The sequence below is a fragment of the Photobacterium sp. DNB22_13_2 genome (assembly GCF_052873915.1).
Map to the genome: position 1 here is coordinate 67,180 of NZ_JBNNXU010000023.1, position 21,425 is coordinate 88,604.

Consider the following 21,425-nt stretch of genomic DNA (forward strand, 5'->3'; position numbering starts at 1 on the left):
GGATGATGGATTTTTCATGGTAACAGCAAATTGGTTAGGGGCCCTGCAGTCCAAAAGCAGGATCTCAATCTCTTCATTGGCCCGCCTCCTTACTTGGACGCTAGTTGTGATGCTCGCCTGGGTGATTGGCCGAATGGTGTGGTTGGCCTTGCAGCCAACGCCAGCTCCCGCCACTTGGCAGGCATCTACCGTCGTTGTATCGTCCAGCGCAGGTAATGATCGTGGCGAAATCACCAAAATATTGAACATGAACCTGTTCGGCCGCTATCAGGAAAGTGCTGCCCCGGTAGTGGAGCGCAAGCAACCGGTGAAGCAAGATGCGCCACAGACCCGCCTTAGTCTGACCCTAGTCGGTCTGGTTGCCAGCTCAAACCCGCAAACCGCTCTGGCGGTCATCACCCACCGTGGTAAGCAAAATACCTATGGTTTGAACGAAGCGATCGAAGGTACCCGTGCTACCCTTCAGGCCGTATATCCTGACCGGGTGATTATCCGCAACAGCGGACGAGATGAAACCCTGATGCTCGATGGTGTCGATTTTAATAAATCTTCCCAGAATACGGCAAGAACTCGTCCACCTGAGCCCCGGGCTTCTCAGGATCCGGAGCCAACGTCTGATCTGAGCCGTATCAAGCAAGAAATTCTCGAGAAACCACAAACCTTATTTAGCTATATTCGCCTGTCCCAAGTGAAACGGGATGGCGAGTTGGTGGGGTACCGGGTTAACCCCGGTAAAGAGCGGGCGTTGTTCGACGCCGTGGGCCTGAAGGCCAATGACTTGGCCGTGAGTCTCAACGGCAATGATCTGACTGATGCTGCAGTGATGGCGAAATTGTGGACCGAACTGTCGAGTGCCTCTGATTTCACCTTGACCGTCGAGCGAGAAGGTCAGTTACACGATATTTATATTGAGCTGCAATAGTAGCCCAAAGCGAACATGCGATAGCGCAGGAGTTTTTTGTGAAAAAATGGATGGGTAAAAGTGCCCTCTGGTTATTAAGCAGCTTGATGTGCAGTTCTGCATTGGCGAGTGAGTTTAGTGCCAGCTTCAAAGGAACAGACATTCAGGAGTTTATTAACATCGTAGGGCGGAACCTGCAGAAAACCATCATCGTGGATCCGGCGGTGCGTGGTCAGGTCAACGTTCGCAGTTATGATTTGCTCAATGATGAGCAGTACTACCAGTTTTTCCTGAATGTACTCGAAGTCTATGGCTTTGCCGTGGTCGAAATGGACAACGGTGTGCTAAAGGTTGTTCGTGATAAAGACGCCAAGATCTCAGCTATCCCTGTGGTGGGCGATAACAGCAATATCACTGGCGATCAGGTAGTGACGCGCGTGATTGCGGTTCGCAATGTGTCGGTTCGTGAGCTATCGCCACTGTTGCGCCAGCTTAACGATAATGCCGGTGCCGGTAACGTGGTGCACTACGACCCAGCCAATATTATTATGATCACCGGGCGTGCGGCGACAGTGAACCGTTTGGCAGAAATCATCGAACGGGTTGACCGTGCCGGTGATAAAGAGATCGATGTGGTCGAGTTGCGTAATGCCTCGGCGGCGGAAATGGTGCGTATCGTCGATGCATTGAACAAGACGGCTGATGCGAAATCAACGCCTGAATTCCTGCAGCCGAAACTGGTGGCTGATGACCGCACCAATGCTGTATTACTATCGGGTGATCCGCAGGTGCGTGATCGCTTGAAGCGTTTGATTCGTCAGCTTGATAGGGAAATGGCGTCATCAGGTAATAACCGAGTGGTTTACCTCAAATACGCTAATGCCGAAGAGATGGTCGATGTCCTTACGGGGGTATCCGATAACCTACAAGCTGAAAAGCAGGGTGGCGCAAAAACAACGGCTAGTAGCGGCAAATCGGCAGTGATGATCTCGGCTCACACCGATACCAACTCGCTGATTTTGACTGCGCCGCCAGATATCATGCGCGCACTGGAAAACATCATAGCCCAGCTCGATATTCGTCGTGCCCAGGTACTGATTGAAGCGATGATTGTCGAACTGGCCGAAGGCGATGGTGTTAATTTTGGTGTTCAGTGGGGGACCACTGACGGTGGTGTGATCCAGTTCGGTAACTCCGGCGTGCCAATCTCCCAATATGCGATAGGTTTGGAAGAAGCTCAGACAACAACGCGAACAGAGAACTACGTTGATGCGAATGGTCAAGATCAGGTTAGAACCATTACCGAAGACGGTGATTTCAGCACCTTGGCCAGTGTGCTGGGTGGGGTAAACGGTGCTGCGTTGGGTATCGTAATGGGTGACTGGACCATGCTGGTCAATGCCGTTGCTTCGGACCGTAACTCTAATATCCTGTCATCGCCAAGTATTACGGTCATGGACAATGGTGAAGCTTCGTTTATTGTCGGTGAGGAAGTCCCAGTCGTCACCGGTTCGACTTCCAGCTCGAACAATGATAACCCGTTTCAGACCGTTGAGCGTAAAGAAGTGGGTATCAAGCTGAATGTGACGCCTCAGATCAACGAAGGGGATTCGGTTCAGCTGAAAATTGAGCAGGAAGTGTCTAACGTACTTGGGGCTGATGGTGCCGTCGATGTGCGTTTTTCAAAGCGTCAGCTCACCACCAATGTACTGATCCAAGACGGTCAGATGCTGGCGTTGGGTGGCCTTATTCAAGAGCAGACCAACGAGAGCGAGCAGAAGATCCCAATTCTGGGTGATATCCCGGTACTGGGCCACTTGTTCAAATCGACTAATACCACCACAGCTAAAACCAACCTGATGGTGTTTATCAAGCCAACGATTATCCGCGATGGGGTGACGGCGGATGGTATTACCCAGCGTAAGTATAATTACATCCGTGCTGAGCAGCTATACAAGGCTGATCAGGGCTTGCGCCTGATGCCTGATGCTGAGCTGCCGGTACTGCCTAAATATGGCGAAGATATTTCGTTGCCGCCAGAGGTCCGCGCCTTTGTTGCCCAGTTGGAGGGCAAGCAGTAATGCATGATATGAGCCAGGAACAGGATAAGCAGCCGCTGTTCCGGCTGCCTTTCTCTTTTGCCAAACGGCACCGGGTGGTGCTTGAGGCATTGGATCAGAATGTCGCACTTTATTACAGTGGCCAGCTCTCTGGTGCGGTACTGGCGGAAATCCGTCGGGTAACCGGTGGCGGTTTTATCCCGCATTCATTGGAAGACAAGGCATTTGAGCTTAAGTTGACCGAAGCGTATCAGCGTGACTCCTCCGAAGCCCGTCAGTTAATGGAAGATCTCGGTTCGGACAGCGATGACTTCTTTGCTTTGGCCGAAGAATTGCCTGAAACCGAGGACTTGCTGGAGTCGGAAGACGATGCACCGATCATTAAGTTGATCAATGCCATGCTGGCCGAAGCGATCAAAGAAGCTGCGTCGGATATCCATATTGAAACCTTCGAGAAAGTCCTGTCGATCCGCTTCCGGGTTGATGGCGTATTGCGTGAAGTGTTGCAGCCGAGCCGTAAGCTGGCACCGCTGCTGGTATCGCGTATAAAGGTTATGGCTCGGTTGGATATCGCCGAAAAACGGGTACCGCAGGATGGCCGTATTTCGCTGCGTATCGGTGGCCGTGCGGTGGATGTGCGTGTATCAACCATGCCGTCTTCCCATGGCGAGCGGGTGGTACTGCGTCTTCTCGATAAGAACGCAACCCGGCTGGATCTCTACAGTCTAGGGATGACCGAAGCTAACCATGCCAACTTTCGCCATCTTATCGACCGTCCACACGGTATTATTTTGGTAACCGGCCCGACGGGCTCGGGTAAGTCGACCACCTTGTATGCTGGCCTGCAGGAGCTTAACGGCAGAGAACGCAATATCCTAACGGTTGAAGATCCGATTGAATTTGATATCGATGGCATCGGCCAGACCCAGGTCAATCCAAAAGTGGATATGACTTTTGCTCGAGGCTTGCGTGCTATTTTGCGTCAGGACCCGGATGTGGTGATGGTTGGTGAGATCCGTGACCTTGAAACCGCATCCATTGCGGTGCAGGCGTCATTGACCGGTCACATGGTAATGTCGACCTTGCACACCAATACCGCAGTGGGTGCGATTACCCGATTACGTGATATGGGGATTGAACCTTTCCTGGTTTCCTCCTCCTTGCTTGGGGTGCTGGCCCAGCGTTTGGTCCGGACCCTCTGTCCGACCTGCCGTGAACCGTATGACGCTGATACCGAGCAGAAGAAACTGTTTGATATGCCGGCCGAGGAGAGCTTGACTCTATACCGCGCCAAAGGCTGTGAAGCCTGTAACAACAAAGGTTATCGCGGTCGAACCGGTATTCATGAACTGTTGATGATTGATGATCAGGTACAGGAGTTGATCCACGGTGAAGCAGGGGAAATGGCGATTGAAAAAGCCATTCGGGCCCATACGCCAAGCATTCGTGATGATGGCTTGTCCAAAGTAAAAGTCGGTATTACTACCCTTGAGGAAGTGATGCGGGTGACTAAGGAGGGCTAACCGATGGCGGCGTTTGAATACAAAGCTCTGGATGCCAAAGGGCGCCAGAAGAAAGGGGTTCTCGAAGCGGATACCGCACGGCAAATTCGCCAGCAGCTCCGTGAGCTGGGGATGATCCCGGTTGAAGTGGTGCAGACCCGTGAGCGTGAGAAGAAAAAAGCCCGTGGCGGTTTTCAGCTACGCCGGGGGATCAGTACCACAGAGTTGTCACTGATCACCCGTCAGCTTGCGACGTTGGTACAGGCGTCGATGCCTCTTGAGGAGTGCCTGAAGGCGGTAGCAGAGCAGAGCGAAAAGCCACGGCTGAAAAATATGCTGCTGGCCGTACGTTCCCGGGTGGTTGAGGGGTATACCCTATCGGATTCACTGGCAGAATACCCGCATATCTTTGATCAGCTGTTCCGTGCCATGGTGGCGGCGGGAGAGAAATCAGGTCATCTAGATACCGTGTTGAACCGCTTAGCGGATTACACCGAGAACCGCCAGAAAATGCGCAGCAAGCTGCAGCAGGCGATGATCTATCCCACCATGCTGACCTTGATCGCGATTGCCGTAGTCGCCTTTTTGTTGGCGACGGTAGTACCGAAGATTGTCGATCAGTTCGTTCAGATGGGACAGCAGTTGCCTACCATTACCGAAATATTGCTGGCCGCCAGTGATTTTGTCCAGAATTGGGGCTTGGTGGTATTACTGGTGATTGCTGCCATTGTGATGTTGATTAAAATGGCCCTCAAGCGGCCTGACTTCCGGCTTAAGTGGGACCGCTGGATCATGCGCTTGCCGGTGATAGGGAAAGTAGCTCGCGGCCTGAGTACCTCACGCTTCGCCCGGACGCTGTCTATCTGTACCTCGAGTGCGATTCCATTGCTTGAAGGCATGAAAGTCGCCTCGGATGTGATGACCAATACTTGGGTCAACCAGCAGATCCGCGAAGCGGCGGACAAGGTGCGCGAAGGCTCGAGTCTGCGGGTTTCGCTGGAGCAGACCAAAATTTTTCCCCCTATGATGCTGCACATGATTGCCAGTGGTGAACGCAGTGGTGAACTGGAGCAGATGCTCACCCGTGCAGCTGATAACCAAGACCGGGATTTCGAGTCGTTGGTGAATATGGCGCTCGGGATTTTTGAACCCTTATTGATCGTCGCGATGGCTGGCATCGTGATGTTTATTGTTATTGCTACCCTTATGCCGATCATTGCTTTGAACAACATGGTCGGAATGTAATTTTTGGAGGTTTTCTTAATGCAACGCAAACAACGCGGCTTTACGCTGCTGGAAGTCATGGTCGTGATCGTTATCCTTGGGGTTTTGGCCAGCTTGGTGGTACCTAACCTTTTAGGTAACAAGGAAAAAGCTGATCAGCAGAAAGTCGTGACCGATATTAGTGCGTTAGAGCAGTCATTAGACATGTATAAATTGGATAACAGCGTGTATCCAACCACGGATCAGGGCCTTGAGGCGTTGGTGAGCATGCCGTCATCGAGTCCGGAGCCACGCAACTACCGTGATGGTGGTTATATCCGTCGTTTGCCTAACGATCCTTGGGGTAACCCATACCAGTACGTGATGCCGGGTGAGCACGGAGCTGTTGATATCTTCAGCCTGGGTGCCGATGGCCAAGAAGGCGGTGAGGGTATTAATACCGATATTGGTAACTGGAACATGCTGGACTTTTAAGTTGTGATGATAAGTAAGCGTGCAGCGGGTTTTACCCTGATCGAGATACTGCTGGTACTGGTGCTGTTAGCAACCAGCGCAGTGGCAGTCATTGTCGCCTTGCCTGAAAGCAAGGAAGATAAAGTCAGGGAGGAAGCTGTGCGCTTTCACTACCTCGTCCAGTTGCTGGGCGAGGATGCCCTACTCAACGGCTACGACTACGGTGTCCGTGTGGAGCGTAACCGGTATCAGTTTCTTCAGCTAACCAGTCAAGACTGGCAGCCACTGGAGTCTTCTAAGTTTTTCACCGAGGTGGAGATGCCCGAAGAGATCCGTTTGACTGTCGAAATTGGCAGCTACTCTTGGCAGGACAAGGACCGCTTGTTTAAGCCTGGCTCGCTGTTTAATGAAGACTTGTTTGCTGAGCAAACTGACAAAGACAAGATAAAGCCGCCTCAGGTGGTGGTGATGGCCAGTGGAGAATACACCCCTTTTACATTGGAGTTTGAAGTGACGGGCGAAAACCAGTTTTGGCGAGTACAGGCCGATGAACTGGGGCAACTGTTTTTGCTGCCTCCGGGCGAGACGATAGCCAGTGTGCAGGAGAACACCCAGCAGTGAAACACCCATTGATATCCCGGCGCGATCGGGGGATGACCTTACTCGAAGTGCTGGTGGCACTGGCGGTGTTTGCTACCGCCGCGCTCAGTGTGATGAGAGCGGTCAGCCAACACCTCAATACCCTAGGTTATTTGGAAGAAAAAACCTTTGCCGCGATAGTGGCCGACAATGAAATGGCCAAGATCAGGCTGTCGGGTGAGATCCCAACGTCGGTCAAGCGAGGGAAATCCGAGCTGGCTGGACGTGATTGGTATTGGTCGATTAAAAGCACCAAAACGGCAGACGGTTTCCTGCGAGCACTGGATGTTACGGTGGCAACAGATGAAGCACGCAAGAAATCGGTGGTGTCACTGAGAACTTATGTTGAAAATTAACACTTTTTCCCGTCAGCGCATGTCGCGCCGTAACAGGGCGAAACAAACTGGTTTCACTTTGCTTGAAGTACTGGTGGCCATTGCTGTATTTGCCATGCTGAGCTTGTCGGCTTATCAGGTGATGAACGGGGTGCAGCGCAGTGACGAACAGTCGCGTGAGCACAGTGAGCGGCTCAAGGATATCCAGCGGGCGATAGTTATGATGGACAATGATTTCCGTCAGGTCGTCGCTCGTAAGGTTCGAAATCAGGGTGAGACGGTCAGCGACAGGATATTCCAGAGCAGTGAATACCTGCTTGATTCGTCGAGCTATGGCATATTGTTCACCCGGACCGGTTGGCAGAACCCGCAGCAGATGTTTCCGCGTGGGGAGAACGTCAAGGTCGGCTACCGGATCGTCGATGAGCAGTTGGAGCGTGTCTGGTTCCGTTACCCAGATAGTGTGGTCGGTACAGAAGCCTTGATTAGGCCGATTTTGCCCGGGGTCGAGGAGATGTCATTTCGGTTCTACAACGACAAGAAGTGGCTGGAAACGTGGGACAAAGCAGCAGCCTTGCCGGAAGGGGTGATGATCAAGCTGACGCTCGAAGACTACGGTGATATCGAGCGGGTCTACATGTTGCCGACTTCGGCACTGGAGGCGGGTAGTGATGAATAATACTCCGTTCAAGCAGCAACGCGGCGTGGCCCTGATTGTTGTGCTGTTGCTGTTGTCAATGATGACCTTGCTGGCGGTGCAGATGACTGAACGGTTGCATCTCAATTTTTACCGGGTCGAAAATCAAATCCAGAATCAGCAGGCCTATTGGTTTGCGCAGGGGATGGAAGAGTTGGCCAAGGTAGCGATCAAGCAGGGGATTGATGATAGCGATACAGTCAATCTTAGTCAGGCCTGGGCAACACAGGGTCAGCGCTATCCGCTCGAGGGCGGTGAGGCCATCGGCGATATTATTGATCGTCAGGCATGTTTTAATCTCAATGCTTTGTCGGGGGTACAGCCAACGACAGGGAGCAGTACCAAGCCCTATATCGTGACTGTACTGCAGACCTTGATTGAAGAAACCGGTGTCGAAAGCTACGACGCCGAAGTGGTTGCCGATTCGGTGTGGGAATATGTCGACACGGATGAGAAGGTCAATGCTGCCTTTGGGGCAGGAGACAGTACCTATGAAGGTTTCCGTCCGCCTTATCTCCCTCCACGGGATTGGATGGCCGATGCCAGTGAGTTGCGGGCCGTGAACGGTGTTACGGCGGTTATTTTTGACAAGTTGCGCCATCAGGTATGTGCTATTCCGACCACCACGCTGGCGATTAATGTTAATACCCTTTTCGAGCAGCAGGCACCTATTTTGGTGGCATTGTTCTCACCACGGCTATCGCTGTCGGATGCCCAGAAGTTGATAGCCGACCGGCCATATGATGGCTGGGATAATGTTGATGATTTTCTCGGTGAATCTCAGCTGGCCAGTGTGGATGCCACGATAAAAGATCAGGCCAAGGAATTCTTAGCAATCAGTAGTGATTATTTTCAGATGGATACCGAGGTATTGGTTGATCGATCTAGGGTAAGGCTCGTGGCCTTACTCAAACGAGATAGTGAAGACACGGTGACGGTAGTGCGTCGCCGTTATGGAGGAATTAGTGAGCGAATTTCTGACAATCAGGCTAAGTAGCCGTGCTGATCAGCCGGTGCAATGGCTTGTCTGGTCGCCACAACAAAAAGAAGTTATCGCATCGGGCCAGCTTGAGGCGATAAGCCAGCTGAGCGAGATAGCCGATTATGCCAGTCAGCGAGTTGTCTATGCGTTGGTGCCTGCGGGTGATGTGCTGCTGACCGAGGTCTCCATTCCGGCTGGTAGTAGCCGACAGCTATCTGCGGTACTGCCGTTTTTGCTGGAAGAAGAGTTGGCACAGGATGTGGACAGCTTACATGTCCACTTACTCCAGAAAAGCGGTGATCTGGCCCAAGTAGCGGTAGTTGATCATCAGAAAGTCGCATTATGGTTAGCGGCGCTGGAAGATGCGGGTATTGAAATCAAAGCACTGCTCCCTGACTGCTTGTGTCTGCCGTTATTTGACCATGGCTTTACCGCCGCTGAACTCGATGGTATGTGGTTGATCCGCCAGTCGGAATCTTTGGGGATTGGGGCTGAACGCGCTTGGTTGGCACCGTGGCTTGAGTCACAAAGAGTGACGGGTGAGCCTGATGTGGATAACACAGAGGCTGATACAGTAGAGGCGGAAGATAAACCTGAGTTGGATGAAGCCGCGTCCAATGACGATCTCGTGGTGCATTATTATACCCCGGCCCCTGAAAATATGCCGGGACGATGGGTAGCAGAAACGCCTGAATTAGTGATGCAGCTATTGGCGCAGGGGGCCGCCGAGAGCAAGGTGAACTTGCTCTCGAGCCAATACAAACAACAGCCAGCGTGGCGTAAGTACCTTAAGCCATGGCGAAAGGTGGCTATTGCTGCTGGACTGTTGATGGCTGTGATGGTAGCTGAGCATGTTATTTCGGTGCAGGCAGCGGAGCAACAAGCGCTGACCTACAAAGCTGAGAGTGAGCGGATATTCCGCCAAGTGTTACCTCAGTTTCAGCGCGTTCCGTCGCAGAGTTACCTGAAACGACAAATGAACAGTGAGCTGACCCGTCTGGGTGGCGGAGGCAGTACGGAAGGTATTCTGTATTGGCTGGCTGAACTACAGCCATCTTTGTCCAAGGTTTCCCAGTTGTCGGTTCAGAACTTCCGCTACGATCAGAACCGCAATGAAATGCGCTTCCAGGCGGTAGCTTCTGAGTTCCAGCATTTCGAGCAGCTGAGAACCATGTTGGATGAAGACTTCGAGGTAGAACTCGGCCAGTTGAACCGTGAGGGGAACCAGGTAACCGGTGCCATCGTGCTAAGGAGAAAATCATGAACGCGTGGTGGAAAGGATTAAGCCTGCGGGAGCAGAAATTGGTATTGGGCGGGGGAGCTGCCCTGTTCGTCGCTGTCCTTTACTGGGGGATATGGCAACCAATGGCAACATCTGCGGATAATACCGAACGTCGCCTGCAGAGCGAACGCCAGTTATTGGGTTGGGTGAAGACCAAGGCTGATGAAATTTTGTCGTTGCGTGGTGCGAGCGGCTCGACAGGTTCGGTCAGCGATAAAGGGTTGAACCAGGTGGTCAATGAAACGACTCGCCAGTTCAACATTGAATTGATCAGGATGCAGCCACGCAGTGAATCGGTACAAGTATGGGTGCAGCCGCTGCCCTTTAATACCTTGATTAACTGGCTGGCATTCCTGCGTGATGAGCACGGTATTGATGCCCAATTTTTGGATGTATCTAAAGCCGATCGTACTGGTGTGGTCGAAGTTAACCGCTTGCAGTTAGGGCGGGGGTAAGAGTGAAGTATAAGTTATTACTGGGCGCCTCGTTTGGCGCGGTATTGGTGGGTAGCCTGGTGGCACATATACCGGCAAGCTGGGTATGGCAGCAGGCACCGAATGTCCAGGGACTGGATGTCTCGGGGATCCGTGGAACACCTTGGCAGGGTTCGGCCAGTCAGATCCGCTGGCAGGGTAAGAATTTCGGCCGTGTGCAGTGGGATATGCATGTACTCTCCTTGCTGACGGGCAAGCTGAAGCTGGATGTTCGATTTGGTCAAGGTAGTGAGATGAACCTTCAGGGCCGAGGTGTCGTGGGTTATGCCAGTAGCGGGCCGTTTGCCGAAAACCTGCTGGCCTCGATGCCTGCCAGCGAAGTGATCAAGTTCTCACCGAGCGCTTTGCCGGTGCTGGTCAACGGCAACCTCGAGCTGACGCTACGAGATTATCGCTTTGAGGCGCCATACTGTGCCCTGTTAGACGGTGCGCTGGCGTGGTCGGCGGCACAGGTGTCTTCACCTCTTGGAGCATTAGATCCTGGTCCTGTGATCGCGGATTTAGCCTGTGACCAAGGTAAGTTGTTGGCTGATGTCTCCCAGTCCTCTGATGATGTATCCAGTGAATGGCAGGCATCGCTCGCGCCAGGCAACACCTATTCGTTGACGGGTTGGTTCAAGCCGGGAGCGCAATTTCCCCCTCAACTTGGCCAGCAACTTAAGTGGCTGGGTACCCCCGATCCTAAAGGGCAGTACAAGATTTCCTACAACGGACGCCTATAAACGTCATACCCGACTTTGTTAGTCGGGTTAACGTTTTCCTCACAAATTACTTTATTTCCTGCGCGGCATGCCATTAAATAGCAGTTATTGTCTTGGTTGCCGCGTTGTTTGCGGTAATCCGCTTTCCCAGGAATAGGACATTACATGGCTGCGGAACACAACAAACCCGAAATTTTGGCAACAGAAGTCGTTGCCCAATCCCGACTGTTCAAGATTGAATCGCTCGATCTACGGTTTTCCAATGGCGTAGAGCGCACTTATGAACGGATGAAACCTTCGGGGCGTCACGCAGTGCTGGTTGTGCCGGTGTCAGAGCAAGGCGACTTATTGCTCATCCGGGAATATTCCGCTGGGACCGAGCGCTATGAGCTAGGATTCCCCAAGGGGCTGATCGATCAAGGTGAATCGGCAGCCGAAGCAGCAAATCGTGAGTTGAAAGAAGAGATTGGCTTTGGGGCTAATGACTTGCAACCGCTCAAGGAAGTGGTGCTAGCACCGTCGTATTTCTCCAGCAAGATGACTTTATTCTTGGCTCAGGGGCTTTACCCGGAAAAGCTCGAAGGTGATGAGCCGGAGCCATTGCAGATCGTCCGCTGGCCGCTTAGCCAAGCTGAAGAGCTGCTGCATCATTTGGACTTTGCCGAGGCGAGAAGCATTACGGCCTTGTTCCTTGCCCTCAAACAACTTGGAAAATAGGAGCGCATATGGATTTATCTAACCTGTTGCCACAAGTTATCGATATTGCCCGAGCGTCGGGCCAGGTGATCCTGGATATCTATCAGCGCGGCCAGTTTGAAAAGCAGATTAAGAGTGACAATACGCCGGTGACCAGTGCCGACTTGGCTGCACATAAGCTGGTGGTCCAGCGCTTATCTGAGCTTACTCCGGATATACCTGTGCTGTCGGAAGAAGATGCGGATGTTCCGTTGACAGAGCGGGCCGAATGGCAGCGTTACTGGTTAGTGGATCCACTGGATGGTACGCAGGAGTTCATTGCCGGTAGCGGCGATTTTGCCACGATTATAGCGCTGGTGGATAACAACACTCCGATCATGGGCGTGGTGTACGCACCGGTATCGGGCGTTGTGTATTACGCATATTACGGTAAAGGGGCATGGAAAACTACTTCGGAAGGTGAAACGGTACGGATCTCGACCCATAAGCATGAGCTACCCACCCAGTCTATTGCTGTTGCGATCAGCCGTCGCCAAGACATCGGCGCAATCACCAACCGGTTAGACCCGGCGCTGAATTATGATTTGGTGCCACTTGGATCAGCGGCGCTTAAGTCGTGTCTGGTTGCGGAAGGGGCTGTTGATTGCTACCTGCGCCTGGGCCCTACGGGTGAGTGGGATACGGCGGCAACCCAATGTATAGTTGAAGAAGCTGGTGGGCGGATCCTCAATACCCACCTGACACCTCTGTCATACAATGAGCGTGATACGTTGGAAAACCCTAACTTTATTACCCTCGGCGATGAGAGGTTGCCGTGGTCATCTATTCTGACCCCAGACGACCGGCTGATGGAAATCAGTGACTAGCAAACAAAACGGAGCCTTCGGCTCCGTTTTTCGTTCAATCTCTTATCACTCAAAAGAGTCGGTTGAGGCCATTGAGTGCTGCGACCCGGAAAGCTTCTGCCATGGTCGGGTAGTTGAAGGTGGTATTGACGAAGTAGTTGATATTATTTCCTTCCCCTTTTTGCTCCATGATCGCCTGGCCAATATGGATGATCTCTGCGGCACGCTCACCGAAGCAGTGGATCCCGAGGATCTCCCGGGTTTCGCGGTGGAATAGGATCTTCAAGCTGCCGACTTCGGTCCCTGCAATCTGTGCCCGGGCCAAGTGTTTGAATTGTGAACGGCCAACCTCGTAAGGCACTTTTTCGGCCGTTAACTCCTGCTCTGTTTTACCCACCGAGCTGATTTCCGGAATGGTGTAGATCCCTGTTGGGATATGGTCGATGAGCTGGCCCTCTGCCGCGCCATTGGCTATCGCTTGGGCAACAAAGCGGCCTTGGTCATAGGCTGCACTGGCAAGGCTCGGGTAACCAATCACATCTCCAACGGCATAGATATGCTCAATATCGGTGCAATAGTTCTGGTTAACCTGCAACTGACCACGGGAGTCAGGTGTCAGGCCGACTTTGTCCAAGCTGAGTTTGTCGGTATTACCGGTACGCCCGTTGGCATAGAGTAGGCAGTCAGCGCGCATTTTCTTGCCGGATTTCAGGTGTAGGATCACTCCGTCTTCTGTGCCTTCTATTTGGTCGAAGACTTCTCCATTGCGGATCATCACCCCGCTATTCCAGAAATGGTAGGACAGGGAGTCGGAAATTTCGTTGTCGAGAAACTCCAGCAGACGATCCCGGGTATTGATCAGATCGACTTTGACACCCAGCCCACGGAATATTGAGGCGTACTCACTGCCGATGACACCGGCGCCATAGATAATGATATGGCGGGGATCATGTTTGAGCTGCAAGATGGAATCGCTGTCGTAGATCCGGCTGTGGGTAAAATCAACATCGCTCGGCTGGTAAGGGCGTGAACCGGTAGCTATGACAAACTTGTCGGCACTGTAATGCTCCCGACTACCGTCGGGCTTTTTCACCATCACGCTATGGCTACCGGTGAAACAGGCTTCGCCGAAAATGATGGAGCACTGGTTACGGTCGTAAAAACCTTGGCGCATCCGAGTCTGTTTGTTGACCACTTCTTGGGCATGGCCAAGGATCTGGCTGAAAGTGCTGTGCAAGGTTGAGTTATTTTTGCAGTAGAGTGGATTTTGATTGTATTCAATGATCCGGCTGACTGCATGGCGTAGCGCTTTGGAAGGAATGGTTCCCCAGTGGGTACAGCCGCCACCAACACTGTCTTCACGCTCAATGATTGCGACATTGAAACCGGCTTTGGTCAGCCCCATGGCCGCCCCTTCTCCACCTGGACCACTGCCAATGATGATGGCATCAAAGTGTTGGGTTGAAGAGTGTTTGCTTTTCGTCATGCTTGGCCTTACTTATCATTCTTGCAACATTGCGACCTCGTTATTTTAACTTTTTATAAAGCAAGGTAGAATTGACGTCTTGCGATTGGGAGCGGAGGATCACGTTGCCGAGGTAACTTTTCGGTAAAACTTGGAGGTTGGTGGCGGTTTTGGTTGTTGCTTTGCTGGTGGTGGAGTTTGTGAGCTACTAGAAAAACTGGCAAGAACGGCTTTGATTAAGCGCCAGTCAGGATTTACTATGTTTTGATGGCAGTGAAAAAGCGCGTATAGTGACTATCAATGTGACGCAAGATAATTCAAAGAGAAACAAAAACCCCATGGGAATCAGGGCTCAGCAGAAAGAAAAAACCCGCCGTTCACTGATTGATGCTGCCTTCAATCAGCTAAGTGCTGAACGTAGCTTTTCTAATTTAAGCTTGCGGGAAGTGGCTAGAGAGGCCGGTATTGCGCCGACTTCTTTTTATCGTCACTTTAAAGATATGGATGAGCTTGGCCTGACGATGGTCGATGAAGGTGGTTTGATTCTTCGCCAGCTAATGCGTCAGGCTCGTCAGCGTATTGCCAAAGAGGGCAGTGTGATCCGTACCTCGGTGGAAACCTTTATGGAATTTATCGAGAGCAGTCCGAACGTATTTCGTTTGTTGCTGCGTGAGCGTTCGGGCACTTCTCCGGCCTTTCGTGCCGCCGTTGCCCGAGAGATCCAGCATTTTGTCGCAGAACTTACCGAATATCTCGTGGCCAAAACCGGTGTGACCCATGATGAGGCGTTTACCCAGGCAGAAGCGTCGGTGACCTTGGTCTTCAGTTCGGGCGCAGAGGCGTTGGATTTGGACAACCATGCTCGAGCAGAGCATGCTGAAAGATTGATTCTGCAATTGAGAATGATTGCAAAGGGTGCTTATTGGTACCGCAAAGAGCGTGAGCGTAGAGAGCTCAGGCAAAAACTCTAACTTTATTATGTTGGTGAAAGGATATGAACAAGGAACAAACTAAAGCTGAACGTAAAACGCTAGTATTGTCATTGCTGGCTGGCCTATGTGGTAACGCTACACTGGCAGTATTTACCTCAAGCGCGGTGGCGTTTTCGATCTTCCCTGTGATTGCGTTTGCGATGGCGCTGTACTGCCTGTATCAGGAATACCTGAGCAAGCCGATGGCCGAAGGCACACCTGCGATTGCATTTGCCTGTTTCCTCGTGGGCGCGTTTGGCTATTCGGCATTTGTACGTGCTCAAGTACCGGATATGGGTTCAAATTTCCTACCACTGATCCTAGCGCTGGGCCTTCTGTTCTGGGTCGCTTACAAACTGGGAATCATGACACCAAAGGCACAACCAGAAGCGTAGTTGCTGCTGTCGTGACATAAAGAAAAAGGCGCCGATTGGCGCCTTTTTTAGTGTTTGATTGGGTTATTTACGCTCGAGCAGAACACCTGCTTCCATGTGATGGGTATATGGGAACTGATCAAATAGGGCGAAACGGGTGATACGGTGCGTTTGAGATAAGATCTCGAGGTTCTCTTTGAGCGTATCTGGGTTGCATGAAATGTACATGATACGTTCGTAACCTTGCACCATACGGCAGGTACCTTCATCCATACCTGAACGTGGTGGATCAACGAAAATCGTGTTGCAGTTGTAGCTCTGCAGGTCGATATTTTGATCTTTCAGGCGACGGAACTCACGGCGCCCTTCCATTGCCTCGGTAAAATCTTCGGCAGACATGCGGATGATCTGGACATTGTCGATATTGTTCACGGCAATGTTGTACTGGGCTGAATCAACAGATGGCTTTGCCAGCTCGGTGGCCAGTACTCGGTCGAAATTCTTGGCCAGTGCCAATGAGAAGTTACCGTTACCACAGTACAGCTCAAGCAGGTCGCCTTGGCTCTCTTGGGTACAATCAACCGCCCACTCCAGCATCTTTTGGGCCACTTCGCCGTTTGGCTGGGTAAAGCTGTTTTCCACTTGCTTGTACGTTAGCACACGCTCATTAACCTGCAGTTTCTCGAGAACGAACTCTTGGTCTAGGACAATCTTCTGCTTACGTGCGCGACCGATAAAGTTCAGTTTGAACCCTTCGTCATTCAGGCGTTGCTTCAGTGCCTTGGCTTCTGTCTCCCATTCTGCATCTAGCTGGCGATGGTATAGCAGGGAAACCAGAATTTCTCCGCTGAGGGTAGATAGGAAATCGACTTGAAATAGTTTGTGACGTAGGGCTTTTACCGGTTTTAGCGCATCAACCAAAAGAGGCATGAGGTCATTGATCAAACGGCTGGCTGCCGGGAACTGATCAACGCGATACTTCTCGCGGGTCTCTTGGTTGAACATAACGTAGTAAAGATCTTCACCTTCATGCCATACCCGGAACTCGGCACGCATACGGTAGTGCTCGGCAGGAGAGGCAAACACCTCAAGCTCAGGTGTATCAAAATCAGCAAAGATATTTTGAATACGCGCTGCTTTTTCATCTAGCTGTGGTTGGTACTCAGCTGGATTGATATTGGTGGATGCCATAGAGGTTGCCTCAAACTGCTCAAAATAAGAGCGCCAGATTTTATTGTATTGTTGACCGATGTCCAGTGTTGTGCCGGATAAAATCGTGAATCAACCGTTATTTTGCGCTCAAAGCAATAACCGCTAGACATTAAGATGTAGGATAATTAGCATGCAATTGCGCTGGTTAGCCTGCTTGCAGGCTGGGGAACACGGTGAAATTCCGTGACTGACGCGCAGCGGTGATAGAGAACGAAAGCACATGGACGTTCAGTTCCGAACACTGCTTCTACAATCTGTGCAATACAGATGCCTGAAGTGGGAAGTTGTTGCCTAGGTGGCCGTCCGGCCAAGCTCTTAAGTCCGAAGACCGACCAGTGTACCGAGCCAAGCAGTGGCTCAGGAATGAACGCGACTTAAGGTATCTAAATAATGAAAAAAACGCTTTTAGCAGTGGCGTTGGCACCCTTGTGCCTGCCGTCTATGGTTTCCGCCGAGACTTCGTCTGATGAAGTGATGGTCGTAACCGCCAACCGATTTGAGCAATCTGTCAAAAATGTGATTGCCCCTGTCTCTGTTGTCACCAAAGAAGAAATTGATGCCATTCAAGCCAAGTCCATGGCAGAGGTACTTCGACGCTTGCCAGGGGTACAGGTGGTTTCTGGTGGATATGGCCAAAGCACAGAAATTTATGTTCGTGGCACGACTTCGCGTCACCTACTAGTGATGATAAATGGCGTAAGAATTGGCAGTGCGACACTGGGTAGTGCTGACTTTAGCCAAATACCATTGACGGGGATTGAGCGTATCGAGTTTATCCGAGGCTCCAGAGCGGCACTTTATGGTTCTGATGCTGTAGGTGGCGTGCTGAACATCATTACGGCTTATCAACCGGGTGAAGCGTTGGCGGAGGTTAGTGCTGGAGCGGGCAGTGATGGATATTACCAATTCGGAGGCTCTGTCGCTGGGTCGCTAGGGCAAAACAGTTGGGGTAAAATCGCCCTCAAGGGTGAGCAAGCGGATGGATTTTCCGCCCGAAAGCAGCCGTATGAGCAAGATGATGACGGTTTTAAAAATCGTAATGTTGTAGCTGAAATTGGTACCAACTTGAATGAGAACTGGAAAATCAGTCTGCAAGGTTACTACCATGACGGTGAAAGTGAATACGATGATGGATATTTCGATTTCACAACGGGGGACTTCATTTCAACTCCAAACGCCCAAAGTGAATCCTCTATGTATAATGTGGCTGCTAAGGCGGGTTATAGCAATGACAACTTTATTAGCGAGTTGACTGTTGCTCAGAATCAAGATGAAGCGCGTAACTTCAGTGATATAAGTGCAGGCAGTAAGATCAAAACCAAACGGGATGTGGTGAATTGGCAAAATCACTACCAGTTGAACTCTGAACTGGAGTTCGGCGGTGGCGTTGAGTGGTATCGCGATTCGGTTTCAAATAGTACAACGACCTTCTCACAAGATAAGCGTGACAACTCTGCGTTGTACCTTACCTCTATTTACCGTAATGATGCGGGCTTGCAAATAGAGGGCAGCGTAAGGACCGATGATAATGATAGCTATGGCCGTAATAACACTTGGCAGGCTGCAGCCGCTTATTCTTTCCTGACAAACTATCAGATTTCAGCCAATGTCGGCACTGCGTTTAAGGCGCCGACATTCAACGACCTGTATTGGCCAGATTCCGGTAATCCTAACCTTAAGCCAGAAGAGTCAACCAACTATGAAGTGTCATTATCTGGCACACACCAATTGTTAGACTGGCGAGTAACAGCCTACCAATCTGACATCGATCAACTCATCGCATGGGCGCCGATTGACCCGAATAATCCATTTAGTGATTGGATCCCCATGAATGTGGATGAAGCGGAGATTAAGGGACTTGAGTTAACCGCTGGATTCAATACAGGGCCGCTCTACCACGATATCAGTTATGACTATTTGGATGCCGAAGATAGTAGTACCAATAAACAACTGATACGCCGCTCTAAACATAACGCTAAATGGAATGTCTCCTACTTGTTTGACCAGTGGCAGTTTGATGTAAGTGCGCTATACAAAGGCAAGAGCTACGATGATGCGGCGAATACCAAGAGTTTGGATGCTTATACCTTGGTTGACTTGGCGGCAAGCTACTACTGGAATGACAACTTAATTCTACGGGGTCGAGTCGCTAATTTGTTTGATGAGGATTATGTTGCTAAGGAGACTTACAACGTCCAAGAGCGTAGCTACTACGCCACGGTTTCTTATCAATTTTAAAAAATAATAAAGCCACCGGTTGGTGGCTTTTTTTATGGAGCCATACTCTCATGAGTCCATTAAAAACGATTGTCAGCTGGTCTTCTGGCAAAGACTCAACTTTAACCCTGATCCGCTTGCTGGAAGATCCCCGTTATAAGGTGGTGGGGTTGTATACCACCTATGTTGAAGACGAAGTCCCTTTCCAAGCCACGCCATTAGAGGTGGTTCGAGCTCAAGCGGCCTTAACCGGTCTACCATTAGTAGAAATAGCCTTACCAGAGGTGTTCCCGCCAAATGAGGTCTACCAATTACTGGTTATTGATGGGTTGCGTAGTAGTGACTTGGAAGTAGAGGCCGTGGCCTTTGGTGATATGTTCTGTAATGGGATTGCCGATTATCGTCGCAGCTATATCGAACCTGCAGGCTGGCAGTGCGTCTTCCCTTTGATGGGAGAAGAGAGCAGTGCATTGGCCAATGAAATACTTCAGCGGGGTATCCAAACCATATTAACAACAATAGATACCAGTCAGCTAGATGGTGTCTTCTGTGGTCAGTGGTATAGCAGCGAGCTTATTTTTTCATTACCTGCTGAAGTTGACCCGTGTGGTGAGGATGGCGAGTTTCATACTTTAGTGGTCAAGGCGCCATGCTTTCGTGGGGTATTGAATATTGAGTTAACGGAGATAGAAAGACAGAGTCGCTTTCATTATCAGCGCTATTGTCTAACTTAAAAATAACCTCTGTTATTTGGGGGAAGCCTTCAATTCGCAGTATGATGTTGCCCCTTGTGAGTGACATGGCAGAGAGTGAGAGTGAAGCGGGTACTGATTTTTGATTCCGGTGTGGGTGGACTTTCCGTATATCAGGAAATATATGCGCAATTACCTAACGTTCAATATATCTATGCATTTGATGATGCAGCTTTTCCCTATGGGGAATTGCCAGAAGAAGAGCTCATAGAGCGAACCCGCCATATTGTTTCTCTGTTGGTCGAGCGCCATGCTATCGATTTAGTCGTGATTGCCTGTAATACCGCCAGTACTATTGTGCTACCTACATTACGTGCGTTCTTATTTATCCCTGTTGTTGGTGTGGTTCCGGCAATAAAGCCTGCGGCAATGCTTAGTCAGCGAAAGGTAATTGGTTTATTGGCAACACCAGCCACGGTGCAGCGCGAATATACCGACCTGCTCATTAGCCAGTTTGCCAGTCATTGTGAAGTGCTAAGAATGGGATCAACACGGTTGGTTGAAATGGCAGAACAAAAGCTGCGTGGCCAGCCGATTTCAATTACCGAACTTGAAGGCATTTTGTCATTATGGCGAGGTAACGTGGACTGTGTGGTGTTGGGGTGTACCCATTTTCCATTAATTAAAGATGAAATCATTGAAGCGATCAAAGGTGATGTGATTATTGTCGATTCTGGACGGGCGATTGCAAATAGGGTGAAGGATTTGCTGGGAGAAATAACAAAAACCAGTGCTGAGCCTAACCTTACATACAATAGTGCCGCTGGTAATAACACCGCGGCACTCAATAAAAGTTTGGCAGAAATGAAACTATCGCCAGTTAGGACTCTTCAGTATCCCCGGCCTTAGGCTCATTGGCTTCACGGACTTTCAGGGTGCGTTGGCCATATTCTTTATCATTTAATTGTGCAATCGCATTGCCAGCATCGTTGCTGCTCATAACAACGAAACCAAATCCACGCCTTTTTCCTGTTCGCTTATCTTTCATTAAGCGAACAGCAAAGACTTCACCATGCTCAGAGAATAACTTCTTTACTTCACTTTCATTGGCCCGATAGGGCAGGTTGCCAACGTAAAGGGTTTTACTGGCTTGGGCTGTGTTTGGCTCTTCGGATGAGAATTGAGTTGGTATAAGAGGCAGGATAAAAGCAGTACAAATCGCTCCAAGTGCAAAGGCAATACCGGGATAGATGGGGAGAAAACTGAATACTAAGCCCCCAACAATGGCGATTGCGAGAATCGGTTTAAGAGATTGATTGGATAATTTCATAAGTTAACTACATCGTCATAAGAAAAAAGAAGAAGGCGTTATTGGTTATTTTAACAACAAAGTCACATTGATATTACTTTCATTGACTTGTAATTGCTAGCTAGCGAGTGTGACGCCCCTCTAATGTTGAAATTAGAGGCGTTTATCTCACATTAGTAGAAATAATCGTCGGGTGGTTTTTTTTTTAAAGAAAACCCTTGTCAGAGTGACTCAAGTCTCTATAATGCCGCCTCACTGACACGGAGAACGGCAACTTAAGCCGCTAACCAATCAGTATTGTTCTTTAACAATTTGACCATGCAATCTGTGTGGGCACTCGTGAAATGATAGTCAACAAAAGAATTATCAATGAA

General features: G+C 50.5%; 22 protein-coding genes and 1 riboswitch. Of the genes, 19 read left to right on the plus strand and 3 right to left on the minus strand.

The window, feature by feature from the left end:
- Positions 1–16: 16 nt before the first annotated feature.
- From gspC to cysQ, 14 genes are all read left to right on the plus strand, one after another.
- Positions 17–922, plus strand: coding sequence for a type II secretion system protein GspC (gspC, locus tag ACVA58_RS23795; protein ID WP_446512775.1), 906 nt, complete (start codon positions 17–19; stop codon positions 920–922).
- A gap of 38 nt (positions 923–960) precedes the next feature.
- Complete coding sequence (gene gspD, locus ACVA58_RS23800) at positions 961–2,982, plus strand: type II secretion system secretin GspD (RefSeq protein WP_446512776.1); 2,022 nt, start codon at positions 961–963, stop codon at positions 2,980–2,982.
- Between the two features lie 8 nt (positions 2,983–2,990).
- On the plus strand, positions 2,991–4,484 hold the full coding sequence (gene gspE / locus ACVA58_RS23805) for a type II secretion system ATPase GspE (protein WP_446512777.1): 1,494 nt from the start codon (positions 2,991–2,993) through the stop codon (positions 4,482–4,484).
- 3 nt (positions 4,485–4,487) lie between these two features.
- Positions 4,488–5,708: a type II secretion system inner membrane protein GspF gene (gene gspF, locus ACVA58_RS23810; RefSeq protein ID WP_446512778.1), complete on the plus strand. Its 1,221-nt coding sequence runs from the start codon at positions 4,488–4,490 to the stop codon at positions 5,706–5,708.
- A gap of 18 nt (positions 5,709–5,726) precedes the next feature.
- The gene (gene gspG, locus ACVA58_RS23815) at positions 5,727–6,161 is read left to right on the plus strand and encodes a type II secretion system major pseudopilin GspG (RefSeq protein WP_255041650.1); all 435 of its coding nucleotides are present in this window, start codon (positions 5,727–5,729) and stop codon (positions 6,159–6,161) included.
- A gap of 9 nt (positions 6,162–6,170) precedes the next feature.
- Positions 6,171–6,761 (plus strand): type II secretion system minor pseudopilin GspH, encoded by a 591-nt coding sequence (gspH, locus tag ACVA58_RS23820; RefSeq protein WP_446512795.1) that lies wholly within the window; start codon positions 6,171–6,173, stop codon positions 6,759–6,761.
- On the plus strand, positions 6,758–7,135 hold the full coding sequence (gspI, locus tag ACVA58_RS23825) for a type II secretion system minor pseudopilin GspI (RefSeq protein ID WP_446512779.1): 378 nt from the start codon (positions 6,758–6,760) through the stop codon (positions 7,133–7,135). The genes gspH and gspI overlap by 4 nt, the downstream gene beginning before the upstream one ends.
- Positions 7,136–7,154: 19 nt before the next feature.
- Positions 7,155–7,793 carry a type II secretion system minor pseudopilin GspJ gene (gene gspJ / locus ACVA58_RS23830; RefSeq protein WP_446512780.1) on the plus strand — a complete coding sequence of 213 codons (639 nt, stop codon included), beginning with the start codon at positions 7,155–7,157 and terminating at the stop codon, positions 7,791–7,793.
- Positions 7,786–8,808: a type II secretion system minor pseudopilin GspK gene (gspK, locus tag ACVA58_RS23835; protein WP_446512796.1), complete on the plus strand. Its 1,023-nt coding sequence runs from the start codon at positions 7,786–7,788 to the stop codon at positions 8,806–8,808. Before gspJ ends, gspK begins: the two co-directional genes overlap by 8 nt.
- A complete protein-coding gene (gene gspL, locus ACVA58_RS23840) occupies positions 8,777–10,057 on the plus strand; it encodes a type II secretion system protein GspL (protein WP_446512781.1) in 1,281 nt (426 codons plus the stop codon). Before gspK ends, gspL begins: the two co-directional genes overlap by 32 nt.
- Positions 10,054–10,530, plus strand: coding sequence for a type II secretion system protein M (locus ACVA58_RS23845; RefSeq protein WP_446512782.1), 477 nt, complete (start codon positions 10,054–10,056; stop codon positions 10,528–10,530). The genes gspL and ACVA58_RS23845 overlap by 4 nt, the downstream gene beginning before the upstream one ends.
- A 2-nt stretch (positions 10,531–10,532) precedes the next feature.
- On the plus strand, positions 10,533–11,291 hold the full coding sequence (locus ACVA58_RS23850) for a type II secretion system protein N (RefSeq protein ID WP_446512783.1): 759 nt from the start codon (positions 10,533–10,535) through the stop codon (positions 11,289–11,291).
- 144 nt (positions 11,292–11,435) lie between these two features.
- Positions 11,436–11,987, plus strand: coding sequence for an ADP compounds hydrolase NudE (nudE, locus tag ACVA58_RS23855; protein WP_446512784.1), 552 nt, complete (start codon positions 11,436–11,438; stop codon positions 11,985–11,987).
- A gap of 8 nt (positions 11,988–11,995) precedes the next feature.
- Positions 11,996–12,832 carry a 3'(2'),5'-bisphosphate nucleotidase CysQ gene (gene cysQ / locus ACVA58_RS23860; protein WP_446512785.1) on the plus strand — a complete coding sequence of 279 codons (837 nt, stop codon included), beginning with the start codon at positions 11,996–11,998 and terminating at the stop codon, positions 12,830–12,832.
- 49 nt (positions 12,833–12,881) lie between these two features.
- Here the strand turns inward: cysQ and sthA are convergent, their stop codons facing one another.
- A complete protein-coding gene (sthA, locus tag ACVA58_RS23865) occupies positions 12,882–14,297 on the minus strand; it encodes a Si-specific NAD(P)(+) transhydrogenase (protein WP_446512786.1) in 1,416 nt (471 codons plus the stop codon).
- Between the two features lie 317 nt (positions 14,298–14,614).
- Here sthA and fabR point away from each other — a divergent pair, with 317 nt between their 5' ends.
- Positions 14,615–15,247, plus strand: a complete 633-nt coding sequence (gene fabR, locus ACVA58_RS23870; protein WP_107351309.1) for an HTH-type transcriptional repressor FabR — start codon at positions 14,615–14,617, stop codon at positions 15,245–15,247.
- 23 nt (positions 15,248–15,270) lie between these two features.
- Positions 15,271–15,642, plus strand: a complete 372-nt coding sequence (locus tag ACVA58_RS23875) for a YijD family membrane protein (RefSeq protein ID WP_446512787.1) — start codon at positions 15,271–15,273, stop codon at positions 15,640–15,642.
- A 63-nt stretch (positions 15,643–15,705) separates the two neighbouring features.
- On the opposite strand, the gene trmA is transcribed toward ACVA58_RS23875, so the two are convergent.
- Positions 15,706–16,812, minus strand: a complete 1,107-nt coding sequence (gene trmA / locus ACVA58_RS23880; protein ID WP_446512788.1) for a tRNA (uridine(54)-C5)-methyltransferase TrmA — start codon at positions 16,810–16,812, stop codon at positions 15,706–15,708.
- Positions 16,813–16,958: 146 nt separating this feature from the next.
- Positions 16,959–17,184, plus strand: a riboswitch (cobalamin riboswitch).
- Positions 17,185–17,223: 39 nt separating this feature from the next.
- On the opposite strand from trmA, the gene ACVA58_RS23885 reads away from it, so the two are divergent.
- The 3 genes from ACVA58_RS23885 (at position 17,224) to murI (ending at position 20,651) form a co-directional block, all read left to right on the plus strand.
- On the plus strand, positions 17,224–19,071 hold the full coding sequence (locus tag ACVA58_RS23885) for a TonB-dependent receptor domain-containing protein (protein WP_446512789.1): 1,848 nt from the start codon (positions 17,224–17,226) through the stop codon (positions 19,069–19,071).
- Positions 19,072–19,121: 50 nt separating this feature from the next.
- Positions 19,122–19,784 (plus strand): Dph6-related ATP pyrophosphatase, encoded by a 663-nt coding sequence (locus ACVA58_RS23890; RefSeq protein ID WP_446512790.1) that lies wholly within the window; start codon positions 19,122–19,124, stop codon positions 19,782–19,784.
- Between the two features lie 81 nt (positions 19,785–19,865).
- Complete coding sequence (gene murI, locus ACVA58_RS23895) at positions 19,866–20,651, plus strand: glutamate racemase (protein ID WP_446512791.1); 786 nt, start codon at positions 19,866–19,868, stop codon at positions 20,649–20,651.
- Here the strand turns inward: murI and ACVA58_RS23900 are convergent.
- A complete protein-coding gene (locus ACVA58_RS23900) occupies positions 20,623–21,072 on the minus strand; it encodes an RNA recognition motif domain-containing protein (RefSeq protein ID WP_446512792.1) in 450 nt (149 codons plus the stop codon). The two genes, murI and ACVA58_RS23900, sit on opposite strands and share 29 nt — an antisense overlap.
- Positions 21,073–21,425: the final 353 nt, after the last annotated feature.

Coding starts and splice junctions, on each gene's coding strand:
- gspC (WP_446512775.1), top strand. CDS start 17: ATGGTAACAGCAAATTGGTTAGGGGCCCTGCAGTCCAAAAGCAGGATC.
- gspE (WP_446512777.1), top strand. CDS start 2,991: ATGAGCCAGGAACAGGATAAGCAGCCGCTGTTCCGGCTGCCTTTCTCT.
- gspF (WP_446512778.1), top strand. CDS start 4,488: ATGGCGGCGTTTGAATACAAAGCTCTGGATGCCAAAGGGCGCCAGAAG.
- gspG (WP_255041650.1), top strand. CDS start 5,727: ATGCAACGCAAACAACGCGGCTTTACGCTGCTGGAAGTCATGGTCGTG.
- gspJ (WP_446512780.1), top strand. CDS start 7,155: ATGTCGCGCCGTAACAGGGCGAAACAAACTGGTTTCACTTTGCTTGAA.
- gspK (WP_446512796.1), top strand. CDS start 7,786: ATGAATAATACTCCGTTCAAGCAGCAACGCGGCGTGGCCCTGATTGTT.
- ACVA58_RS23845 (WP_446512782.1), top strand. CDS start 10,054: ATGAACGCGTGGTGGAAAGGATTAAGCCTGCGGGAGCAGAAATTGGTA.
- nudE (WP_446512784.1), top strand. CDS start 11,436: ATGGCTGCGGAACACAACAAACCCGAAATTTTGGCAACAGAAGTCGTT.
- cysQ (WP_446512785.1), top strand. CDS start 11,996: ATGGATTTATCTAACCTGTTGCCACAAGTTATCGATATTGCCCGAGCG.
- sthA (WP_446512786.1), bottom strand. CDS start 14,297: ATGACGAAAAGCAAACACTCTTCAACCCAACACTTTGATGCCATCATC.
- fabR (WP_107351309.1), top strand. CDS start 14,615: ATGGGAATCAGGGCTCAGCAGAAAGAAAAAACCCGCCGTTCACTGATT.
- ACVA58_RS23875 (WP_446512787.1), top strand. CDS start 15,271: ATGAACAAGGAACAAACTAAAGCTGAACGTAAAACGCTAGTATTGTCA.
- trmA (WP_446512788.1), bottom strand. CDS start 16,812: ATGGCATCCACCAATATCAATCCAGCTGAGTACCAACCACAGCTAGAT.
- ACVA58_RS23885 (WP_446512789.1), top strand. CDS start 17,224: ATGAAAAAAACGCTTTTAGCAGTGGCGTTGGCACCCTTGTGCCTGCCG.
- ACVA58_RS23890 (WP_446512790.1), top strand. CDS start 19,122: ATGAGTCCATTAAAAACGATTGTCAGCTGGTCTTCTGGCAAAGACTCA.
- ACVA58_RS23900 (WP_446512792.1), bottom strand. CDS start 21,072: ATGAAATTATCCAATCAATCTCTTAAACCGATTCTCGCAATCGCCATT.